The organism is Endozoicomonas sp. NE40 (genome assembly GCF_040549045.1).
GTDB classification, from domain to species: domain Bacteria; phylum Pseudomonadota; class Gammaproteobacteria; order Pseudomonadales; family Endozoicomonadaceae; genus Endozoicomonas_A; species Endozoicomonas_A lisbonensis.
Window position 1 is genome coordinate 4837205 of the sequence record NZ_JBEWTB010000002.1, and the last position, 21936, is coordinate 4859140.

A 21936-nucleotide genomic window follows, 5' to 3' on the forward strand; every position below is an offset into this window, starting at 1 on the left:
GGTAGCTTCAGGTACGAATTGTTAAATGAGTAAAGGATACTGAAACTCACCGGGCTTGTATCTAGTGGACTGTGCTAGTTTGTTAGTTGTCGTCTTTATCTCGAACGATGCGGCACAGGCGGTCAGTAATCAGCATAACTTCTTCAGGGGTTAATACTTTTGGCTGGTGGCTGATAAATGCGGGCAGACCTTTGGGGTTCAAAAACCAGACTGTTTTGTTGCTCTCGCCAGACTCTACATACCACCCTGGAAACAGAACCACGGGCTGAACCTGGGTATAGGTTACCCGTAGAATTCTGAAGGGTTTCCCTGAGCCATCTGGCTTCGCCCTGAGCTTGCGGGGTGATCTGGCTGTATTGATTAAAAGGTGTGTGAACCGTATCGCCTTTGACGATGATTTTGAAGCGGCCTTTTTCTGGTCGTGACAAGGTTTTGGTTTCAATGGTAAATAAGCCATATTCGCTAATGACAACATGGTCAATATTAAAGTTGTCTGCGGGAATATCGTGAAATATCTGGTAACCGTGGGCCCTTAGTTGTTCCAGAAAATGCCCTACCTCTCGCTCGCCCTCAAGCCCCTGCTGAAGCTTTTTTACTGTCTTTCTTATCTGCATGACTTTGAAGGCACAGAAAGCAATGACAATGATGGCGGTGATTGTCCAGTAAATATGAAAATAGGGTACCGGGTTGTAAAACTGTATCCATTCAAAAGCGGCTAAGGCCAGGCTGAACACAGCCATAGCGATATAACCACCGGCTTTGTCATTAATCAGGTATTGAATATGTTCTTCCAGCGACTGACCCGGAAGGTGCAGAGGCTTCTTCTTGATAGGAGATATGTTTTTGGTCATGTTCGGGGCAGGTTCCGATTCATATAGGGTTGTCATGTGAGAATCGGCAGAATTAGCCTGAGCCAAAGTCTGTATAAGCGGGGTTGAAAATGGCATTATCTTGAACATTGTTTTTCAGACAGTTGTTCAGCCATGCCCCAGACCATTGCTTTTTACGAGCAGAACTCAGATTCTTTCTTTGACTCCACGGTAACGGTGGATGCTCAGGCTTTATATGATCAGTTTCTACCACTGTTGCCAGAACAGGCGCATATTCTTGATGCTGGTTGTGGTTCTGGCAGAGACTCTCTGGCCTTTTTGAAGGCGGGTTATCGGGTTTCTGCTTTTGATGGCAGTGAGAGTATGGGGCAACGAGCTTCGGGTTTGACTGGCCTTGATGTAAAGCATTCGTTGTTTCTGGATTTCAGCTCTGATGAACAATTCGATGCAATTTGGGCGTGTGCCTCTTTGCTCCATGTTCCTTTGCAGGAATTGTCGGTAACCTTTTCTCATTTAAGTACATTTTTAAAAGGCGACGGTCTTTTTTACTGCTCATTCAAACTTGGTAACGGCGAAGAAAAACGAGGTGGGCGTCACTTTACCAATCTTGATGAGCAAGGTTTTGAGAAAGTGCTTAAGAGCACTGACCTGACCATCGCCAGAACCTGGATCACCCAAGATTTACGCCCCGGCCGTGAAAACGAACACTGGTTAAACGCTATTCTGAAAAAGGCTTGATGTTGCATGGAAGCTAGACCGCTTGATCCTCAATATTCCACTGAAAATAATTCTGCTCTACTGACTACCGGCGGGCTGAATGATCCGTTACTGCCCAAGCTGATTGATGCCATTAATCAGGCACAGAAAATTGAGATTACCGTTGCCTTTATCCGCATCAGTGGACTGAAGCTGTTGTTTGGTGCTTTATGTGATGCGGTGGATCGTGGCACAACTATTAAGGTATTGACTTCTGATTATCTGGATGTGACTGACCCACAGGCTTTGCGGGAACTGATGCTGCTGAAAGAGCGGGGCGCAGATATCCGTATTTATCAGTGCGACGGTCAGCAAAGCTTTCATATGAAGTCGTATATCTTTATTCATACCCATGAAGGCGATGTTATTGAAGGCTGTGCTTATGTGGGTTCCAGTAATATCAGTAAAGCGGCGTTAACTACTGGGCATGAATGGAATCTTCGGCTGCAATGCAAAGGTAACTCGGATGATCTTTATGTTCAGCAGTTTGCTCATATTCGTCAGCAGTTTCATGAAATTTTCAGCCACAATCTGGTTCAGCCTTTAAGCCATAAATGGATTGATAGCTACCTGAAACGTCGTCGTAAGATGCGGTTGGTGGCTGTAGAACCTGAAGAACTGATTGAAGCGCCGACGCCCAGTGATATTCAGACAGAAGCATTGCAGGCATTGCAGCAAACAAGGCTGGATGGTTATCAGAGAGGGCTGGTGGTTCTCGCAACGGGTTTGGGTAAAACTTGGCTGGCGGCGTTTGATACTCAGCAATGCAAAGCAGACAAAGTGTTGTTTGTTGCCCATCGGGAAGAAATCCTGATGCAGGCTCAGCAAACCTTTGTGCGGATTCGCCCGGATGCTCGCACCGGCTTTTATAATGGCAAGCAGCGTAATAAAGAGGCGGATATGCTGTTTGCCTCGGTGCAAACCCTTGGTCGTATGGAGCATCTGGCTCAGTTCAGTAAAAATCATTTTGATTATATTGTGGTGGATGAGTTTCACCATGCCGATGCCAGAACTTACCGTAATCTTCTGAAGCATTTTGATCCAAAGTTTTTGCTTGGGCTGACTGCCACGCCAGAACGAACCGATCAGGCAGATATCCTCAGTCTTTGCGATAATAATCTGGTATTTGAGCGTAATCTGGTTCATGGCATTAATGCTCAGCTACTGGCTCCCTTCCACTATTTTGGTATCGACGACAAATATGTGGATTACGATGAAATCCCCTGGCGTAATGGCAAGTTTGATATCGGAGCTCTGGAAAATGCCTTTGCTTCCCGTAAACGGGCAGAGCATATCCTGAATCACTGGCAGGAGAAGAAGCAGGTAAGGACGCTCGGATTCTGTATTTCAAGGCGTCATGCTGATTTTATGGCTGCGGTATTTGCCAAAGCAGGGTTTCGGGCAGCAGCGGTTTACAGTGACTCTGAACTGCGCCGGCATGAAGCTTTAAACCAGTTGGAAGCCGGGGGGCTGGATGTACTGTTTTCTGTAGACCTGTTTAACGAAGGTACAGACCTGCCAGCCATTGATACTGTGTTGATGCTTCGCCCTACGGAATCCAAAATTCTGTTTCTGCAACAGCTTGGGCGTGGGCTGCGGTTGCATAAAGATAAGCAGCAGTTGGTAGTCATTGATTTTATCGGTAACCACAAATCCTTTCTGACCAAGCCTGTTGTCTTGCACAATAGCCATTCAGTCCGACAGGTGACAGAGCAGATTAAACAACAGACGACAACTCTGCCTGATGGTTGTTTTGCCAACTATGATCCGGAAGTGATTGATTTTCTGGAGCGTATGGCACGTAAACAGAAAGCCAGCATGGTCGAGGAGTATCAATCTCTGAAATCACTGCTTGGCTATCGTCCTACTGCTACCGAGTTTTATCATTATCTGGCGGAAACAGGGACTGATTTCAACAAGGTTCGCTCTCAGAACGACAGCTGGTTTGCATTGCTTGATCATGAGAAAGAACTGAGCCAGTCAGAGTCTGAAGTTGCTGGCATTTACCACCAGTTCTTACTGGATGGCATTGAGAAGGCGTCCATGACTCGATGCTTCAAGATGATTTTGCTGGATGCTTTTCTGGAGCTGGATGGGTTTATCTCGGCACCGACCACAGAAGCACTGGCAGCTAAGAGCTGGCATCTTCTCAAGCGCCGTCCAATGCTTTATAGCTCTGAGCTTCCTGCCAAGCAGCAAGCAATGTCTGCCGAAGATAAAGGTTGGCACAGCTACTGGAAAGGCAACCCGATCAACGCTTTTGCAGAGGGAAAAAATACTTTCTTTGAAGTCAGGGAAGGGCGGTTTACTTTCAAAACAGATGTTCAGCCGGAGCATCGGGATATTTTGCATCAGCTGGTTCAGGAGCTGGTGGAGCTGAGGCTTGAGCAATATTGCGTAAGAAAAGGCTTGCGTTCAAAGTGATCGGCTACACTGCGTGACTATAAAGCAGGTAGCAGAGTATTTTTAATAGAGACCGTGTATGGATATTTTATTTTCAGCCTCTAATGCGTTTTGCAAGTATTTAAAAGAGGATCTGAACAGGTTGCCCAGTCCGGACGACAAGCGTATAGGCACTCAACCAGTCCAGACAACGCAGGAATGTATGGCCTGGCAGTGTCATGCGGTTAAACGCCCGTCGAGCCAGGGCGAAAAAATTGATGTTATTGCTGTTGAAGCTCGCAGCCGCTACGTGATCCTGTTTTCCGATCCACAGTTTGAGTCCCTTGATGCATTTTTTAAATTATTCAGAAAACGCTGGGCTGAACAAAGTGTGCATATGGCGATTGAAAGTGGAGCTGTGGCCAGTGCCATGGCAGATGATATGTTTGAGCAGTTCAAGAATACGCCGATCACGGCTCTGTTTTGTAAAAATACAGACCTGAGTATCAATGGCCATGTCAGCGATGCCCAGCAATGGCTACTGCAATCTTATGAGCACTATGGTGTAGATGATCTGGACAGGGAAGAAGAATTTGGTTTAGGCCGACATATCAACCAGTTTCGAAAAAAGGCAAAACCCTTCCCCGGTGCAAAACGGCAGGAATCGTTTCTTCCTATGTCAAGAATAGTGGATGACTGGCTATACCGATTTGCTAAAGGTTTATCTGAGTGGTCGTATCCGGATACCGAGGAAGGGCATTTTCCAAATCCATACCGGCTGGAAAGTCATCGGGAGTGTGGGCAATTTTCTGTCACAGTTGATGAACTCCTTAAGGAGTCAATACCTGATAATGTGGTTGATCTGGCCGATGCTCGCCGCAGAAAAGAAAAGTCAACGGCATAGAAGAGTATCTGTCAGGCTGCTATTCTTGTCTTTCATGTAATCTGGTTTCTGTAACGATTGGAGAAGATTTATCTTCGACGCTTTGGCTTACAGAACCAGATCATTTGCCGTGAGGCACCGACCACTCTTCGCGAGTCTTTCATACAGCTGAAAATCAGCTGAGAGGTTGCCAGTGCATAGCGACTCTGGCACACGGGTTGTTTGATGGCTTTTTCAGAAAAAGCGTCAGGCAGGTCGTCTCCAAAAGCTTGTCCATTTCTATGCAATATTGAGTTGTACGTTCGTTATCACCTAGTTCACAGGGTCGTAGAATTTTTGTTGCTCTGATTTGGGAAAGCTCATTTCCAAACAGCCATGAGCGGAAAATGTTGCCTGGTTCATCACAGATAACCAAAGCAGCATTTTCGCAATAGAGAGCCGCTTCCAGAGACCGTCTCTGTTTGTATTGGTATTCGTGCCTTGCAAACTGACCAGTGTCTTCTATCGGCTTTCTTTCCATTGTTTTGTTCGTTTTCAGGGCGAACTTTCATAAGCAGGCGTGATACTAAACCCGGCCAGTCGATGTGCTGGTTATAACGGTTATCGCCTCAGCTGCTGGCATCAGCAAAGCTCTGCTCTTTGTAGCGATGAGCGTCACTGCCCGCAACCCCTGCGTTACAGGCTGTCCCGTCTGGCCACTGCGTGATGTGGCCTCACATTAAACTTGGATCAGGGTTCCAGGGGCAGATGTCCGTCGTTTTCTGATTTTTCGACATAAGTGCCAGTTCTGGATGGAAGGGGAGAGTTATGCCTCAATTTCTGACTCATAATGATTGTAATTTTGGCTATGGTCGTGGTTTGTCCTATGCCGGACACAATGCTCTGAAGGTGGCTATGCCCGGTCAGTTTCATACGGTGGCAACCCACTCAGACCGTTGGAAGCAGTTTTGTCTCTGGGCAAAATGCATGGGGATTAGGGAAGCTCATGAAATCAACAATCACACACTCAGGCATTATGCCGAGTATCTGCGTGCCCGCCTGAATGGTGAAGGTCAGTCGTTATCTGTAGCAACGGCACAAAACCGATTATCGACGTGCAATGTGGTGTTGAGGGCATTGCGTGGGAACGGTGATATCAGCATTAAACCAGCGGAAGCATTACAGGCCAATCGACATAAGGTCAGAACGGAAGCACCGGAGCTGAGCCGTGAAAATCTGGCGCAGGTGCAAGCGGACTTGATCATGAAAGGCCATGATCGTGTAGCCGCCATATTGGGCTTATGTCGTGAGCTGGGGCTTCGTTCTAAAGAAGCGGCATTACTGGATTGCCAGAAAGCTCTTCAGCAATACAAGGAGAGTGGCAGCATTGATATTGAACTTGGCACCAAAGGAGGAAGGGGTAAGCGGACTGCAACCAGCCCATCCCGGGCTGAACGATGGGTTCCTGTCACGGATACTGCGCTGCTGGCTTTAACTCAGGCTGCCAGGCTTCAGGGAACAGCCAATAATTTGATTCCTGCCGGGAAACGGCTGCCGGATTTTCTGGCACGGGTAAGAGAAAGCAGTGGCTCAGTTCTCAAACAGTACGGACTGAAACACCGTCATGACCTGAGGGCGGCTTATGCATGCGAGCAATACCAGCGGCTGACGGGAAAACCTGCGCCAGTGATAGCGGATGATTTTGTCGTCGATAAAAGCAGGGATCTGGAGGCAAGACAGAAAATTGCTGCGCTACTTGGGCATAATCGGGTGGAAGTCGTGTCTGCGTATATAGGAAGCCCTAAAGGGAAGGGGGCTGACTCAAGCCGCACGAGAAAACACTGACTCATTCAATGCTTTCTGGTACAGCCTGGAATCAGACTTACCGTTGTGTTTGTCCTTACGCTTGTAGCGGGTTTTCAGTTCCACCTTGCGCTGCCTGAACATGGGGTTACTCATAAGTTTCAGCACTGCTGAAGCAGGGCGTTTTCGTTTGGATTTAGCCATGATGCTCTCCTTTTTAGGGAATATCAGTTTATCACAGGTCGTTTATATGATCATTTCTTGCAGGAATCGTTCGATTTTTGCGGGGAAAAATCAGATTCTTTGTCCTATAGTGAAAGTTCCTTGATACCTGCTAATCGGGAATAGACTTTCTCTTGTATGAGAGAAGTCCGTGACGTTATTGATTAACAGGTTATGAGACCACAGAGGTTAGAGTGTCGGCTGACCCGGCGGATCAGATGCTCGTAGCGGTGTGGTTTCCTTCATAGCGTGGTTGTTATGAGCGTCTCGTGATGTTGCGAGAGTATCCGGAGATGAACTGAACGGTCTGCATCTTGCGATAACAGTCTTGAAGGTTCGCAGCGAAAGCTGATTTTCAATTAAGGCAATAGTTTATCCGTTGCCTTGTCATTCCAGTCACTTTGGTGACTTTTCAAGCGACGTATGGGTTTGTCGGCTGGCTTTGCCTGTCTGAACTCTACGCCCTTCTGCATGGCAGAATTTCTCTGTCATGTAGGGAAGTTCTGTCTTGCGTCTTGTTTTCAGGAAAGTGAGAGAGCTTCTTATGAATCACTCTTGTGTTGTTAATGATGGTGGCAGCAGTGCCAACGATCTGGTGGCTCGTTTTGCGGAGCGTTATGGGTTTCGTGAAGATGAGTTGCTGAATACGTTGGCACAAACTGCGTTTCGGCAGCAGAACGGCAGTGTTCCTACACGGGAGCAGTTGCTGTCTCTGTTATCGGTTGCGGATAGTTATGGGCTGAATCCTTTCATCCGTCAGATATGGGCGCTTTCCGACAGGAAAGGTGGTGTGTTGCCTGTGATATCTGTCGATGGTTGGGTATCAATCATGAATTCTTACCCTCAGAGCGATGGTATGGAATTCAGCTATCCGGACGAGCTGATTACCTTCGATGAAGATATGAAAGCCTGTCACCCGTGGATGGAGTGCATAATTCACAGAAAAGATCGGGAACATGCCATTAAGGTGCGAGAGTACCTTGATGAACTGTACCGACCAGCGGTGATAAAGAATGGCAAGAAATTTCCAGGCCCTTGGCAGACGTGCCCTAAGCGCATGCTCCGTCACAAAAGCCAGATTCAAGCTATTCGGATTGCTTATGGTCTCAGCGGATTATTTGAACCGGATGAAGCAGAACGGTTACTGGAAACCCAGATGGGTGAGCCAGTGCCTGATCTGCGGGAATCTGAATCAAAGCTGGCAGAAGCAGCCAGTCATGACGTGAAGGAGCGTGAGAAGAAGGAGGCAGTTGAGCCTGTATCGTCCGAACTGGATGTTTTGGATGATGCACTGGCTGAAATGGCAGGGGAGTTATTGCCAGCGAAGGATATTGCGGGTGATGAAGTACCTGATCCTGGTGATCTTGAACCACAGGTTGTGTCGTTCATTGACCAGATTGTGGATCGAGCCAAGGGAACAGGAGCATTTACCGCCGCTCAGGGGTTTGCCCAGGAACGGTTTAAGGAAGATGGTAATGCTCTGAATTACTGCCTGTTCCGTTTGGATGAAGCACAAGCAGCATCCGCAGCACCGGCGGCTTAAGGTGATTTGTGATGAAGCAGGTCAATCTTGAGCAACGGTCAAAGGAGTGGCATGACTGGAGACGTTGTGGTGTTACGGCCAGTGATGCGGCGGTGATCTTAGGTCAATCGCCTTATAAATCACGGTGGCAACTCTGGGCGGAAAAATCAGGGATTCTGAAGGAGCCGGATTTCTCTTCAAACCCTCATGTTCAACGTGGGATTGATGATGAGGATGATGCAAGAATTCGGATGGAGGAAGCATTGGGCGATGCGCCTCTCTTACCTGTTTGCGGTGAGTGGGAACAGAACCCGAGGTTGCGTGCAAGCTTCGACGGGATCACCAAAGACGGTATTCCGGTAGAACTGAAAGCTCCATCGGAAAAGGTTTATCAGGAAGTGAAGGCTTTGAAGGATCAGTCAGAAGGGTATCGACGTGCATTTGCACAAGTGCAATTTCAGATGTTGGTTGCTGATGCACCAAGATGCTGGTTGTGCTTTTACCGCAATGGTATGCCGATTCTTCCGGCTTGTATCAACAGGGACGAGCACCTGATTCAACAGTTGAGGCAGGAAGCTGAATCTTTCTGGCAGCTTGTGGAAGAAGGTGATGAGCCGGAGAAAGATCCAAATCTGGATGTGTTTGTGCCACAAGGTCTGTCGGAGCAGGCGCAATGGCACAAGCTGGCAATGGTCTATCGCCGTCGTCAGTGTCGTCTGGATGAGTTGAAAGGGGAACTGGATAGCAGAAAATCTCAGCAGAAACTGTTGCAACAGGAGTTGCAGAAGTTGATGGGCGCTTTCCGTGTAGCTGAGTCTGATGGTTTACGAATCTGCTGCAGTGAGTGCAGCGGTTCCATAGATTATCAGAAAGCGCTCGAAGCATTGTGCAAGCAGCACCAGCTGGCGTTGCCTGATCTTGACTCTTTTCGCCGCAAGGCAAGGGAGCAGGTGAGAGTAACCCTGCTCGATAAAAGAGTGGACGAGAAAGAACTGGAAATCGAAGTGACTGGGAGCGAACTTTTGGTCTTAAACCCAACGGTCAGTAACCAAAGCTTCTATTTCTGAATCAACATTTCATTAACCCGGGTGGGGCAGTCGTTTTCCCCAACCGGGTGAAGATTTCTGCCCTTTTTTTGTTTTATGAGAGTGCAGGATATTTACGATGGAAAATGATGTTCAGTCTGAGCCAGCTGGTTTGCAACCGGCATTTTATGAGCTGAATGAAACCTTCGATCTGGATACTAATCAACTGATCCTGCTTGAAGGTTATAAAGAGTGTGGGCATCCCGCTGTACCGGCTGTTCAGCCTTACGTGTTTGACAGAGACCGGCTGCGAAAGCTGCTGGCGTTTCTCGATAATCCGGAAGGTGACGGCCTTTACCTCACTGGTCCCACAGGGTGTGGAAAAACCAGTCTGGTTTCTCAGGCTGCTGCAAGGTTGCACTGGCCTGTGCAGATGGTGCCCGTACATGGAAGGTTAGAGTTGGATGATTTGCTGGGGCAGAAAGTATTGGATAAGGGGTCAACTCCCTTTCAGTATGGCGCTCTCAGTATTGCGGTAAAAGATGGTCATATTCTGATATTGGATGAGATGGATGTGGCAGACCCCGCCGAACTTGCTGGATTGTATGACCTGCTGGACGGTGCGCCTCTCGTATTGGCGCAGAACGGCGGAGAAATCATTCCGGTACATCCTCGATTCCGGTTTGTTGCCACGGGTAACAGTGCCGGGGCAGGGGATGGCAGTGGTTTGTATCAGGGAGTGTTACGGCAGTCGTTAGCCTGGCTGGATCGATTCAGGGTTATCGCAGTTGATTATCCTGATGAGTTCACTGAGCTGATGATTTTGAACCAGGTAGTACCAGACCTTCCGGTGGTTGTCAGGGAGAAGATGGTGAAACTTGCTAACGAGGTTCGTCGTCTGTTTACCGGTGACTCTGTTGGAGGAACTGGCGAAGGAGAGTCGCAACTCAGTGTCACCCTGTCCACTCGTGGACTGGTGCGCTGGGCAAAGTTATCTCTTCGGTTTCAGGGCGCGCCCAGAGTGTTTGAATATGCTTTGGAGCAAGCTCTGACTGCCAGAGTGGAAGCTGCGGAACGACAGGCGATTCATCGAATCGGGCACGATGTGTTCGGCGATTTATGGTCTTCAGGAGTGGACTCATGACCGACTCTCTTGGAAAGCAGGCTGCTGTAACCAAGGTGTTAGATCAGATGTCTGTAATTGCTCTGGACTGCTCCATCTGGTCGGGCGCCCGTCGTCTGAAGCCAGAGGATCTGGTTCTGGGTAAAGGCGGGCAGCTGCCGCCTGATGAAGTGGTATCGCTGGGAAGCAAAAAACTGTGTAAACGGGAAGTGTTGAAGCCATTTCATCGACTGAGGGATCAGGCGTGCCGGCTTTGTGGCAGAGAAGGAGTGCGTTTTCTGGGTGGTTATGCCGTGCCCGATCATTATGTTTCAGGTCTGAGCCTGAAACTGGATCAGGTGCAGCAGGACTTTAATCAGGAAAAGCAGGCGTTTCTGACCGGTTATGACCAGCATATTCAGGAATGGGTGAACGCCCATCCTGATTTTGCAGAAGCCATAAGGAGTGCCGTGCCGGATGCTCAGGATGTCGGTCAGCGTTTCCATTTTGGATACACGACTTACAAAGTGGTGGCATCCCCCCAGCCGGAGAATCTGAATCAACAGGTTAATCAGCTGGGTGGCACACTGCGGGAGGAAATCAGTCGGGATGCTCAGGCTTTGTTTGAGCAAACCTTCAGAGGGAAAAGTAAAGTCACCCGGAAAGCCCTGAATCCGATACTTCGGCTCAGGGATAAACTGCACGGGTTATCTTTTGTTGATCCCGGAATTTCTCCCATAGTGCAGCGGCTGGATGCCGGGTTATCACAATTGCCGAATAACGGAGCATTAGAAGGCGAAGTGCTGACTCAACTGATGGAGCGGGTTTTATTGCTGTGTTCGATTGAACAGATGGAACGGTGTGCGGAAGGCTTGACGGCCATAGATTGCCCTTATAAAGAGCAGCCTGTGACAGCCCAGAATCAGGAGTCAACTCAACCTCAGCCGCCAGTGGTAAATAATGCAGAGATTCAAGAAGAACCTGCTATTGAGCAACAGGTAGTAGTGCCGGAGGAAACGGCTTCTACGGCCACTTTCTACTTCTAAACCGACTGGTGTAAGCCAGTCACCCTAAGCGGGACATAGTGCCCGCCTGGGCAGGAGCTATGTCCCTTTTTTCTTTCTTCTTTTTATAGGCGAGGTATTTGGATATGGCTCCTGTTTTACAGCGTGCATTACCAATCGTTGGTAGTGCATTGGGTAGAAAAATGGGCGTTCGGGTTGAAGTCTCTGGTCGGAAGGCATGCACAGATGGTGAGTGTATCTGGATTCCTGCCTTTGATCCTCAGCGGCGTGAACAGGAAACCCTTTGCTGGGGGTTCTTATCGCACGAAGCCGCTCATGTGCGTTACACGGATTTTGATCTGGACTATGAAGGCTCTGCCTTACGGTGCAGGCTCACTAACTTACTCGAAGATATTCGCATTGAAAAAGCAATCAGTCAGGAATATCCCGGTGCTGCATTTTCTCTTGCAGAAGTCGTCAGGCAGTTAGTGGCTGAGGGTCGTTTAGGTGCGCCAAAAAAGAGTGATCCACCTGTGAAGGTGTTAAACGACTCTTTGCTGGCGGTACTGAGATTTGAGGTGTTAGGGCAGAAGGCATTGGAGCAGGAAGCAGTGAAAGCCCGTGAAGTGATGAAAGCCTGCTTTCCAAGGCAGTTACTGGATTCGCTTCATGGACTTTTGGGCAAGGTGCCTGATTTGAAAAGCACGAAGGAAGCTTTGAACCAGGCTGACCAGATCATCGCGTTGTTTCAGAATCTCAGCAATGACAACTCTGAAAGCAAAGATTCAGGTGAGGAGGGTTCTGGCAAAACAGAAAATTCGTCAGGAGATCAGGAAACCAGTTCTCAGCATTCTGAAACGCAGGATCAGGAGGATAAACCAGATTCTGTGTCAGGTGATGATCTGGAATCCGATTCTGCGGAAGGCAAAGGTGATAATCCTGAGAATTTGTCTGGCAGTGATGACCAGGTCGTTTCTGGAAACGGAGATGCTTTAGAAAAGGCTGAAGACCTGCTTTCTCAGAAGGACTGCTTGAAACAAATCCTTGAGTCCTCAGATTTTGATTGGCCTGAAGACCTGTTTGAGTCTGTGGCAGGAGAGTTGGAATCCTGGAGTAGTGAGCAATCAGCAGGCTTTTCAGCGGTAACAACGACACCTGATATCGATGAAGTGGTTATCAATGATGAAGACAGGGAAGCCGCAAAGGATTTGCTCTGGAAGGTAAAGTCAGAATCAGCGCAATTAGCCGCACAGCTTACCGGCATGGTTCAGGCCAAAACCTTAACCAGAGATCGTATCGGCAAGCGAGGTATGAGAATAGAGAGTAAACGGCTGCACCGAATAGCTCTGGACGATGGTCGCTTGTTTAAACGACGATCTGAGTCCATAGAAATCAATGCAACTGTCCATATTTCTCTCGATATCTCAGCTTCAATGGCTTCAAGGATGCCATTGGCAAGGGAGGCGGTTCTGGCTCTGATCATGGCATTGAAGCCGATCAAAGGTGTCAATGTGACTGCTTCCGCCTATCCGGGCACGGCAGCCGAACGTGTTTATCCCATAGCTTCAGGCAAGGAATCTGACTTGGGAGCTGCAGGAATACTCTCTACTTTGGATAGCCATGACTCAACCCCCATGGCCACAGGATTGTGGCATGCAGTGCATCAGATTTGTCAGTCAAACGCCGAGAGACGTTTGATCCTGATGATTACTGATGGTGCGCCGGATATCGATCACCATGATGCTGTAGTTGATCTGGTGAAACGCTGCGGGTATTCAGGAATAGATGTTGTGGGATTGGGGATCAATATTCAGTTGCCAGAAGGGTTGTTCACGAAAAGTCTGATGATTGAACAACTGACACAACTGAAAACCTCTCTTTTCGATTTAACTAGAGACTGGCTAATTGCATAAAAGCAAAGCGTCACTCATTGCTCCAGCAGTGGGTGGCGTTTTTTTGATGAAAATCTACGCTGATTTCACGGGTTAGTTTGTCAATTTGCGATATGCTGTATATAAATACAGTGCCGTTAGATCAGAGTGAACCATATCAAAATAGTCAGAAAACCAGTCCAGTACCTCTTTATATTCACACATAAATGAGGTGAGTTATGTCTGAAAAAATTAAAACCAGAGCGGCTATCTGGGTGGATGGCCGCCAACGACAGAGGGTCAGTTACTTTGTTACCGCAGAAGATGCTGCTGAATGGAAAGCAAGGATAGAAAGCCTGATGCAGAGGATGAAGCTGCAAAAGCAACTATCGGGTAAAATTAGGGGCTGATCATCCCCAAGTGCAGGCTGGTAATGAGGCGCTCAGGTCAGAAGGGTGCCAGTGCTGGAGGGTGAATGATTTTTTCACTGCCCTCGAATCCGCAAAAAGAAATATCTCTGAGGCACTGGGAGATGAATACCCGATGCTAATAGATGGAAATGATCTAACAGATTTTTTCGAGTCGCGGGTAGAGCAGGGCATCAGCTTGGGAGAGCTGGATATTGAAGCATCACTGCTGAAAATAATTTTTCAATGGGGAGCAACGCCGCAACCCCATAAGGCAAACAAGGTTCAGTTTGCCTTCGAACAAGTGGTGCAATGCAACGTGCATCAGCTCCCTGCAGCAGAGGAGCCTTATCGAAACGAGCGTTTTTGTCCGGAAGATGTGGAAACTGAAGACAGTGATTCAACAGAAAGTGATTCATTAACAGTCAGGGCGTATCAACTTTCTTTGCAGGGGCTGTCACAGCGTGAGATTGCTAAAGCTCTGGAGATAAGTCAGTCATCGGTATACAGGGCTCTGAAGAAGGCAGAATTGTCATGAACAGGGTGATTCAGAAGGTGATTCCTGGGGGCTTAAATGCAGGAGGTACACAGATTGTGTACCAACTAGACCAACGTTCTCTCACAAGGGATCGGAAGAAATCAAACCCCTTGATTCAGGGTGAATCACTTTGGCACGTTTTTGGCACGTTTTGATGCGCAAATACACGCACTTTTACACACCTGAATGAGGCAAAAAATGAAAACCTGACTGATAGGATAAAACCATGAAAACTGTGTCAAGCCTTGATATTAAAGGGATTATGCTTTTTCTACAGGCAAAAAGAAACCCGCCATTCTGGGGGAAGAAGTGACGGGCTAAGACCATTAGGAGTGAAACATAGGTACACAATCCAAGTACCAGGGTCAAACTAGTGACCCAGGCTGCCTGATCGTAGGGGGAAGTCGATCAAGTCAGCAGGGGTAATTATGGTGCAGATTTATCCTGCGTCCACTTATGTATAAGACCGTTTCCGAATAATCAGCTTTTGTCAGCTCGATATCTGGATTATGAAGGGGGAGTCCCCCTGTTTTCAGACAACACGTCGGAACCTGTAACATGCAGATTTTCTGACTTTACCTGCTGTAACTCTCTGATTTTATTGGGAGTAATGTAAAACTCTGCCTCTTTGCCTTCCAGTGCGCCATGACCGTGCCAGGGCAGCAGTTTGTAATCAGAGTGGTGGGTATAGTCGAGAAAAGGGTATTTAATAATGCGAAAGTAGGGAGAGTAGTCAAAATCCCTGGGGGTACACAGTCTGGGATTGCGCTGGAACAGCTGTACACCGTGTTGACTGTCGAGCTTGACCAGCGGGAGGATCGGAAAATGGATAAAGCTGAACGCTTCAGCAATCATGCTGGAGCACACGGTTTTGGTTTCCTGTCCGGGTGAGCTTTCAAACAGGCTGGAGCGCCAGCGTCTGGGCAGAATCGCGTAAGGAAAAAAGAACCTTGCCAGATCGAGAATATGCCGGACATCATAGTCAAGCCCAAGGCGGCTGACTGCATAATGAATAACCTTCTGGCTATCGCCGTAGCTGAGGCCGTTGGGACGGCAAATGCGCAGATGATCGCCTTCGTAGCGGCTTAATGGATGAACGACGGTTCCGTAACCCAGCTCGCTTTCTATAACCAGTTGTTCGTCCGGAGAACCACCATAGGATTCCTTTATAATGTCCCGAACCCGGTCGTCTTCAATATCGTGCAGGCGACCAATATACAACATGGCGTGGGACCATGGACTCTGGGTAATCTGCTTAATAACGTTGCTGACCCTGGAACGGCCTTCGATCAGCAATACATCACAGGGTTTGATTTCGTGCCGGATGCGTTCAAAATCGCACTGAGGACTGGTGATGTCGTGCGCTTCCTGCATAAGCCAGTTCGTTAACCAGCTGGCCAGCGTTTTTATGAGCTGCATTATTGTTCCCTGCAATTGAGCTACTCCCTCAAAGATTAGCATCGGCGGTTTTCATTCAGGGGTTAATAAACATTAGCGTCCTTCATGCCTCAATTTGACGTTATAATGACCCTGTTACAACTTCGTGTAAGTTAACTTGCGGTTTTAAGTCATAAACCCGACAACCAAAACGACAATGACGGAACAGCTCGTGTCTGAAGATAAACTCACACCCACATCGCTGACTGAAACTCTGCAGTCATTGCAGCAAAAAGGCTTACCTCCGGTACATGACTGGAACCCGGGTTTTTGCGGCGAAATTGATATGCGCATCTGTGTTGATGGCCACTGGGAATATATGGGTTCACCGATTGGCAGAGAATCGATGGTGCGCCTTTTCTCCACGGTTCTCCGGCATGACGATGACGGGCATTTCTATCTGGTAACGCCTGTCGAAAAGGTACGGATAACCGTTGATGATGTACCTTTTGTGGCAGTTTCTGTAGAAACTGTTGATGAGCATCTTGTGTTTACGACCAATGTTGGCGATAAGGTAGTGCTTAACCAGCAACAGCCATTAAGGCTGTCGGATGCGGGCAGAGGTGTGCCTTATATTCTGGTCAGGGATCGTCTTGAAGCTCGTATTCATCGTAATGTGTATTATGAACTGGTCAGCATGGCTGAATTGCAGATGGTGCATGATCAGGAGCAACTATGTATAAAGAGTGGCGAACATTACTATTCACTTGGAATGGTTGAATGAGCTAACGGTTTTACTGTCATGCACTTATGTCTTGAATTCAGGCTGGATGTTTTTGTATGAACACAAACATTATTATCGATACTGATCCGGGTATTGACGATGCCATCGCCCTGCTACTGGCAGCAGCCAGCCCTGAGCTGACTCTTACTGGTGTTACAACGGTCGGGGGTAATGTTTCGCAACAGCAGGCCTTTATCAATGCGCAGAAAATACTTCAGGCCGCTGGAAAGCGGGTACCCGTGTATCGAGGTTGCGAACAGGCAATATCCAGACCTTTAAAACCGGACACAGAAGTGATTAATGGTCAAAATGGCCTGGGTGACATTGACTGGCCAGAAGCGAAGCCAGGACTGGCCCAGTCGACCAATGCAGTAGATTTTATTATTACCAGGGCTCAGGTTAATAACCCGGTTACCCTCTGTATGCTGGGACCGTTAACAAACCTTGCCCTGGCTCTGGTGATTAACCCTGATATCGCTGCTGGTATTCATAGGGTTGTCATTATGGGCGGTGCTCTGAAAGTATCCGGTAATGTCTCAGCCGTTGCAGAGTTTAACTTCCATACAGACCCCGTAGCAGCAGACATTGTATTTCGTTCACCTCTTAACATCACACTGTGTCCTCTGGATGTAACTGAAACATTAAAATGGCGTGATGGTTGGCTGGAGCCTTTATTGCGGGGCGAGTCGAAGGCGGCACAGCTGACAGCGGAGATGCTGGGTTTTTATCGGGCAGGTGAGGGTGGAGGTCTGCACGATCCGGTTGTGATTGCCTCATTAATAAAGCCTGAGATAATGCGTACCCGTCCATGTGATATTCATATTGAGACAAGAGATGAAGGGCTGGAAGGGCAAAGCAGGGCGGTCTGGTCAGACAGTGGCAAGGTCAGGGCAGTCATGGAGGCTGATGTGGATACTTTCTTCAACCTGCTTGGTGAAAGGTTAATGTCACTGCCCTGAGCTGAGTTGTTTGGTTTGAATCGAGCAATGGGGCTGCCCTGATGACAGCCCTGTTGATCACATATTAGGGTAATTGGGACCTCCGGTACCCTCCGGTGTTACCCAGGTAATGTTCTGGGCCGGGTCTTTAATGTCGCAGGTTTTGCAGTGAACACAGTTCTGGCTGTTGATCTGGAACTGTTTTTTGCCGGTCTCCTCATCTTCAATGACTTCATACACTCCCGCCGGACAGTAACGCTGGGCAGGTTCATCGAACAGAGGCAGATTGCTGGTGATTGGAATATCAGGGTTAGTCAGTTTCAGGTGGCAGGGCTGGTCTTCTTCATGGTTAGTATTCGACAGAAAGACTGAACCCAGACGATCAAAGCTGATTTTCCCGTCTGGCTTCGGGTATTCCAGTCGGGGGCAGTCCGCAGCCGGTTTCAGCTGTTTATAATCAGGCACTGTGTCGTGCAATGTAAAAGGCAGCTTACCGTTAAAGAGGTTTTGGTCAATAAAGGCAAAGGCTGCACCAAAGATATTGCCAAATTTATGCATGGCCGGACTGAAGTTACGCTGCTGTTGCAGTTCTATACCAAGCCAGGACTGATCAAACCGGTCCTGATAGCTGGTCAGGTTTTCCCGCCCTTCAGAACCTGCCTTCAGGGCATCAAACACGGTTTCTGCTGCAATAAGCCCTGACTTCATGGCTGTATGGCTGCCTTTAATCTTGGCGGAATTCATTGTTCCTGCGTCACAACCGAGTAACAAACCACCAGGGAATGACATTCGTGGAAGCGACTGCGGACCGCCTTTTGTCAAAGCCCTGGCTCCATAGGAGACACGCTTGCCGCCTTCCAGGTATTGTTTGATGACCGGATTGTGCTTATAGCGCTGGAATTCTTCAAAAGGACTGACGTGAGGGTTGGAATAACTCAGGTCGGTAATCAGGCCGACCACTACCTGATTGTTTTCAATATGGTATAGAAAACCACCGCCCATCGAGCCGCTTTCCTGCAAAGGCCAGCCCGCCGTATGCACGACAAGTCCTTCCCTGTGCTTATCCGGTTCCACATCCCATAGCTCTTTTATTCCGATACCGTAATGTTGTGGGTCTTTGCCTTCATCCAGTTTGAACTGTGCGATTAACTGTTTGCCCAGATGTCCACGACAGCCTTCGGTAAACAGTGTGTATTTGGCGTGCAGCTCCATACCGGGCATATAGCTGTCTTTCTTTTCACCATTGGCAGCTATCCCCATATCCCCGGTGGCAATGCCTTTTACACTGCCGTCTTCATGGTAAAGCACTTCTGATGCGGCAAATCCCGGAAAGATCTCAGCCCCCATGCTTTCTGCCTGCTCCGCCAGCCAGCGGCACAGATTGCCAAGGCTGATAATGTAATTGCCTTCGTTGTGCATGGTTTTGGGAACAAACAGGTTGGGAACCCTGATGCTTTTATCTGCGCTGCGTAGCACATAAATATCGTCAGCGACCACAGGCGTGTTCAGAGGAGCGCCTTTCTCTTTCCAGTCAGGAAAGAGTTCATTAAGGGCTGTCGGTTCAAAGACAGCACCTGAGAGAATATGAGCGCCGACTTCTGAGCCCTTTTCAACCACGCAGACACTGACCTCCTGACCGGACTCTTGTGCCTGCTGCATTAAACGACATGCGGCGGATAAGCCTGAGGGACCAGCACCCACAATGACTACATCAAATGCCATAGATTCGCGTTCCATGGTGATTTCCCCCTTTGTTGAGCTGATTGCCCATTTATTATTGTTATTAGAATTCAAACAGTTGTTTTATTTTGTTACGAATTATAATCGCACGTAACATGAATATCACCTATAAAATAGGTGTTTGCCGATAACGGAGGGAGTGCGCCTGCTGTTAAACAGGCGTACAGAAGACTGATGCGTTAGTGAGAGCTTTAATGAAGGTCGTTAACGGGCGAGCAATGAAGTGGCTTTATGTAACCGGAACCCGGCGATCATAGCCAGAAAAAACAGGATAATGTCAGCACTCCCCGATAACAGGCTTGTTACAGCCGGTCCCGGACAGATACCGGCTATCCCCCAGCCGATACCAAATAATGCAGTACCCAGCACCAGTGGTTTATCGACTGTTGTCCTCTCTGGCAGATGAAAGTGTTCGGCATTGGCAGGCTGCTGCCGTTTCAGAATCAGCCAGGTGGCAGGCAGGTTGACCAGAATCGCGCCGCCCATGACCAGCATCAGCGTTGGGTCCCAGAAGCCGGTTATATCAAGAAATCCCAGTACTTTATCCGGACTGGTCATACCTGAGATCACCAGACCAGCACCCATGAGCAAACCGGAGATCAGGGCTGTCACTATGTTTATCATCATGTCTCCTACATGTGCCTCATGAAATAGACGGTCACCATGGCTGACACCATGAAAACCATGACAGCTACCAGTGAACGCAAAGAAAAGCGGGATAAGCCACAAATTCCGTGACCGCTGGTGCAGCCATTACCCAGACTGGTGCCAAAGCCTACCAGCAAACCGGCAATAATGAGTCCTGAAGCCGGTAACTGGCTATCAGCAGCGGGTAAATCCAGAACCCGGTGCAGAACCGTTCCGCTAATGAGCGCGCCGGCAAGGAAAGCCAACCGCCAGCTCCTGTCACTATTGGTCAGATTACTGATAATTCCGGAAAATCCGGCAATTCTACCGTTGGACAGAAGCAACAACGCTGCCCCCAGTCCTAGCAGAATACCTCCGGCCAGTCCCTGTAAAGGTGTAAAATTAAAGATCTCAGTCCATGGCATCATGCTGCCTTCCTTTCCGTTTGCCTGAGTGTTCTTAGGGAGTGGCTTTGCCTCCACATGGCATAACCGCCAGCAAGGTTAGAGCAGCTGTAGCCTTTCTGGCTAAGAATCCGGCAGGCGAGATAGCCACGAAGCCCCACTGCGCAATAAACGATAATGGTCTTATCTTTGGGAAGCTTATGGAGCTGTTGCCGCAGATTGTCCAGCGGGATATTAGTGCTGCCGGGAATGGTGCCTGATTCTATCAGTTCATCCGGGCTTCTTACGTCCAGAAGGATACTGTCAGTCTCAGTCAGTACTTCGGTCAGGTTTTCAGAGTAAACCTGCTCAACGGATTTATTTAAAACATTAACAGCAGCAAAGCCCGCATAATTGACAACATCCTTGGCTGAACCATAAGGAGGGGCATAAGTCAGCTCCGCTTCTTCCAGATCATAAACGCTCATGCCTGCCTGAATGGCCATGGCGATGACGTCAATACGCTTGTCGACACCATTCAATCCGGATGCCTGCGCACCCAGCACTTTTCCTTCCGGGCTGAACAGCAGTTTGAAATTGATCTTGCACGCGCCAGGGTAGTAACCGGCGTGGTTATTGGCATGAATATAGACTTTCTTATAGGCGGTACCACTTTGCTGTAAGACCTTTTCGTTCAGCCCTGTACTGGCGATGGTTAAATCGAATACTTTGCAGACGGCTGTACCCTGGCTGCCACGGTATTCGGCATCTCCGCCCAACGCATTAATGGCAGCAATCCGCCCCTGTCGGTTGGCGGGTCCGGCCAGTGGAATCAGTGCAGGCTTTCCAAAGACCCACTCATTGATTTCAATCGCATCGCCAACGGCATAGATGTCTTTTTCTGATGTCTCCATACGACGGTTGACCGCTATGCCACCGGTTTTACCGGTTTTCAAACCGGCTGTAGTAGCCAGACTGGTTTCAGGGCGAACGCCAATGGCAAGAATAACGAGGTCGACGTCCAGATGTGAACCATCTGTCAGTGTTAAAGTCACGCCATGCTCATGGTGGTCAAAGCGGTTAACACCTGTATTCAGTTTCAGGTCAACACCTTGCTGGCGCAGGGTGGTATGCACAGGTTCTGCCATTTCTACATCGACAGGTGCCATGACCTGTGGTGCCAGCTCAATCAGAGAAACAGACAGGTTTCTGTGTGTCAGCGCCTCTGCCATTTCAAGGCCGATAAAGCCACCGCCAATTACGGCAGCTCGTCGTGTATTAGCAGAGTCCAGTGTTGTCAGAATCCGGTCCATATCCGCCATATTGCGTAACGTCATGGTGGCAGGATTATCAATGCCTTCAATTGAGGGGACGAACGGTGCAGCACCGGGGCTGAGGATTAACCGGTCGAAGGACTCCTCATAGGATTGACCGGTTCTGTAATCCAGAGCGGTAACGGTTTTCTGTTCTGGAGTAATGTTTGTGACTTCGGTTTGAACCCGCACATCAATATTGAACCGGTCGTGCATTTTTTCAGGTGTCTGGATCAGTAATGCTGCACGATCAGGAATATCACCGCCAATGTGATAGGGCAGGCCACAGTTGGCAAATGAGATCTCACCTCCGCGTTCAAACAGAATGATTTCTGCAGATTCAGAAAGGCGTCTGGCTTTTGCTGCCGCTGAGGCACCACCTGCGACACCACCGATAATCACAATTTTCATAACATTAGCAATATCTAAATAAGAATATACTAATATAGT

Annotated in this window: 20 protein-coding genes; 13 read left to right on the plus strand and 7 right to left on the minus strand. The window is 48.5% G+C overall.

What is annotated here, in order from left to right; genetic code table 11:
- Positions 1-143: 143 nt before the first annotated feature.
- Complete coding sequence (locus V5J35_RS22780) at positions 144-851, minus strand: nuclease-related domain-containing protein (protein ID WP_354016509.1); 708 nt, start codon at positions 849-851, stop codon at positions 144-146.
- A gap of 132 nt (positions 852-983) precedes the next feature.
- On the opposite strand from V5J35_RS22780, the gene V5J35_RS22785 reads away from it, so the two are divergent.
- The 4 genes from V5J35_RS22785 (at position 984) to V5J35_RS22800 (ending at position 6675) form a co-directional block, all read left to right on the plus strand.
- Positions 984-1568, plus strand: a complete 585-nt coding sequence (locus tag V5J35_RS22785; RefSeq protein ID WP_354009325.1) for a class I SAM-dependent methyltransferase — start codon at positions 984-986, stop codon at positions 1566-1568.
- Positions 1569-1574: 6 nt separating this feature from the next.
- Positions 1575-4010, plus strand: a complete 2436-nt coding sequence (locus V5J35_RS22790; protein WP_354009326.1) for a DEAD/DEAH box helicase family protein — start codon at positions 1575-1577, stop codon at positions 4008-4010.
- Between the two features lie 58 nt (positions 4011-4068).
- Positions 4069-4872, plus strand: a complete 804-nt coding sequence (locus V5J35_RS22795) for a hypothetical protein (protein ID WP_354009327.1) — start codon at positions 4069-4071, stop codon at positions 4870-4872.
- 786 nt (positions 4873-5658) lie between these two features.
- Positions 5659-6675, plus strand: coding sequence for an integrase domain-containing protein (locus V5J35_RS22800; RefSeq protein WP_354009328.1), 1017 nt, complete (start codon positions 5659-5661; stop codon positions 6673-6675).
- Here V5J35_RS22800 and V5J35_RS22805 read toward each other — a convergent pair.
- Positions 6652-6837, minus strand: a complete 186-nt coding sequence (locus V5J35_RS22805) for a hypothetical protein (RefSeq protein ID WP_354009329.1) — start codon at positions 6835-6837, stop codon at positions 6652-6654. The two genes, V5J35_RS22800 and V5J35_RS22805, sit on opposite strands and share 24 nt — an antisense overlap.
- 562 nt (positions 6838-7399) lie before the next feature.
- On the opposite strand from V5J35_RS22805, the gene V5J35_RS22810 reads away from it, so the two are divergent.
- From V5J35_RS22810 to V5J35_RS22840, 7 genes are all read left to right on the plus strand, one after another.
- Positions 7400-8398, plus strand: coding sequence for a recombinase RecT (locus V5J35_RS22810; protein WP_354009330.1), 999 nt, complete (start codon positions 7400-7402; stop codon positions 8396-8398).
- 11 nt (positions 8399-8409) lie between these two features.
- Positions 8410-9444 carry a lambda-exonuclease family protein gene (locus V5J35_RS22815; RefSeq protein ID WP_354009331.1) on the plus strand — a complete coding sequence of 345 codons (1035 nt, stop codon included), beginning with the start codon at positions 8410-8412 and terminating at the stop codon, positions 9442-9444.
- Positions 9445-9541: 97 nt separating this feature from the next.
- On the plus strand, positions 9542-10546 hold the full coding sequence (locus tag V5J35_RS22820) for an AAA family ATPase (protein ID WP_354009332.1): 1005 nt from the start codon (positions 9542-9544) through the stop codon (positions 10544-10546).
- Positions 10543-11550: a DUF3150 domain-containing protein gene (locus V5J35_RS22825; RefSeq protein WP_354009333.1), complete on the plus strand. Its 1008-nt coding sequence runs from the start codon at positions 10543-10545 to the stop codon at positions 11548-11550. Before V5J35_RS22820 ends, V5J35_RS22825 begins: the two co-directional genes overlap by 4 nt.
- Before the next feature lie 104 nt (positions 11551-11654).
- Positions 11655-13421 carry a vWA domain-containing protein gene (locus V5J35_RS22830; protein WP_354009334.1) on the plus strand — a complete coding sequence of 589 codons (1767 nt, stop codon included), beginning with the start codon at positions 11655-11657 and terminating at the stop codon, positions 13419-13421.
- 197 nt (positions 13422-13618) lie between these two features.
- A complete protein-coding gene (locus V5J35_RS22835) occupies positions 13619-13789 on the plus strand; it encodes a hypothetical protein (protein ID WP_354016510.1) in 171 nt (56 codons plus the stop codon).
- Between the two features lie 133 nt (positions 13790-13922).
- Positions 13923-14324 (plus strand): helix-turn-helix domain-containing protein, encoded by a 402-nt coding sequence (locus V5J35_RS22840; RefSeq protein ID WP_354016511.1) that lies wholly within the window; start codon positions 13923-13925, stop codon positions 14322-14324.
- Positions 14325-14831: 507 nt separating this feature from the next.
- Here V5J35_RS22840 and V5J35_RS22845 read toward each other — a convergent pair.
- Entirely contained in the window at positions 14832-15743 is a 912-nt protein-coding gene (locus V5J35_RS22845; RefSeq protein WP_354009336.1) for a YiiX/YebB-like N1pC/P60 family cysteine hydrolase, read from the minus strand.
- Between the two features lie 190 nt (positions 15744-15933).
- On the opposite strand from V5J35_RS22845, the gene V5J35_RS22850 reads away from it, so the two are divergent.
- Together V5J35_RS22850 and V5J35_RS22855 are read left to right on the plus strand one after the other, a co-directional pair.
- Complete coding sequence (locus tag V5J35_RS22850) at positions 15934-16485, plus strand: DUF1285 domain-containing protein (protein WP_354009337.1); 552 nt, start codon at positions 15934-15936, stop codon at positions 16483-16485.
- A gap of 56 nt (positions 16486-16541) precedes the next feature.
- The gene (locus tag V5J35_RS22855) at positions 16542-17444 is read left to right on the plus strand and encodes a nucleoside hydrolase (RefSeq protein WP_354009338.1); all 903 of its coding nucleotides are present in this window, start codon (positions 16542-16544) and stop codon (positions 17442-17444) included.
- A 57-nt stretch (positions 17445-17501) separates the two neighbouring features.
- Here V5J35_RS22855 and V5J35_RS22860 read toward each other — a convergent pair whose 3' ends face one another.
- The 4 genes from V5J35_RS22860 to V5J35_RS22875 all read right to left on the minus strand — a co-directional run bounded on the left by V5J35_RS22860 (position 17502) and on the right by V5J35_RS22875 (position 21897).
- Positions 17502-19160 (minus strand): electron transfer flavoprotein-ubiquinone oxidoreductase, encoded by a 1659-nt coding sequence (locus V5J35_RS22860; RefSeq protein WP_354009339.1) that lies wholly within the window; start codon positions 19158-19160, stop codon positions 17502-17504.
- A gap of 207 nt (positions 19161-19367) precedes the next feature.
- Positions 19368-19790 (minus strand): DUF6691 family protein, encoded by a 423-nt coding sequence (locus tag V5J35_RS22865; protein WP_354009340.1) that lies wholly within the window; start codon positions 19788-19790, stop codon positions 19368-19370.
- 5 nt (positions 19791-19795) lie between these two features.
- Positions 19796-20218, minus strand: a complete 423-nt coding sequence (locus tag V5J35_RS22870) for a YeeE/YedE family protein (RefSeq protein WP_354009341.1) — start codon at positions 20216-20218, stop codon at positions 19796-19798.
- Positions 20215-21897: an FAD-dependent oxidoreductase gene (locus V5J35_RS22875; RefSeq protein WP_354009342.1), complete on the minus strand. Its 1683-nt coding sequence runs from the start codon at positions 21895-21897 to the stop codon at positions 20215-20217. Before V5J35_RS22875 ends, V5J35_RS22870 begins: the two co-directional genes overlap by 4 nt.
- Positions 21898-21936 lie beyond the last annotated feature (39 nt).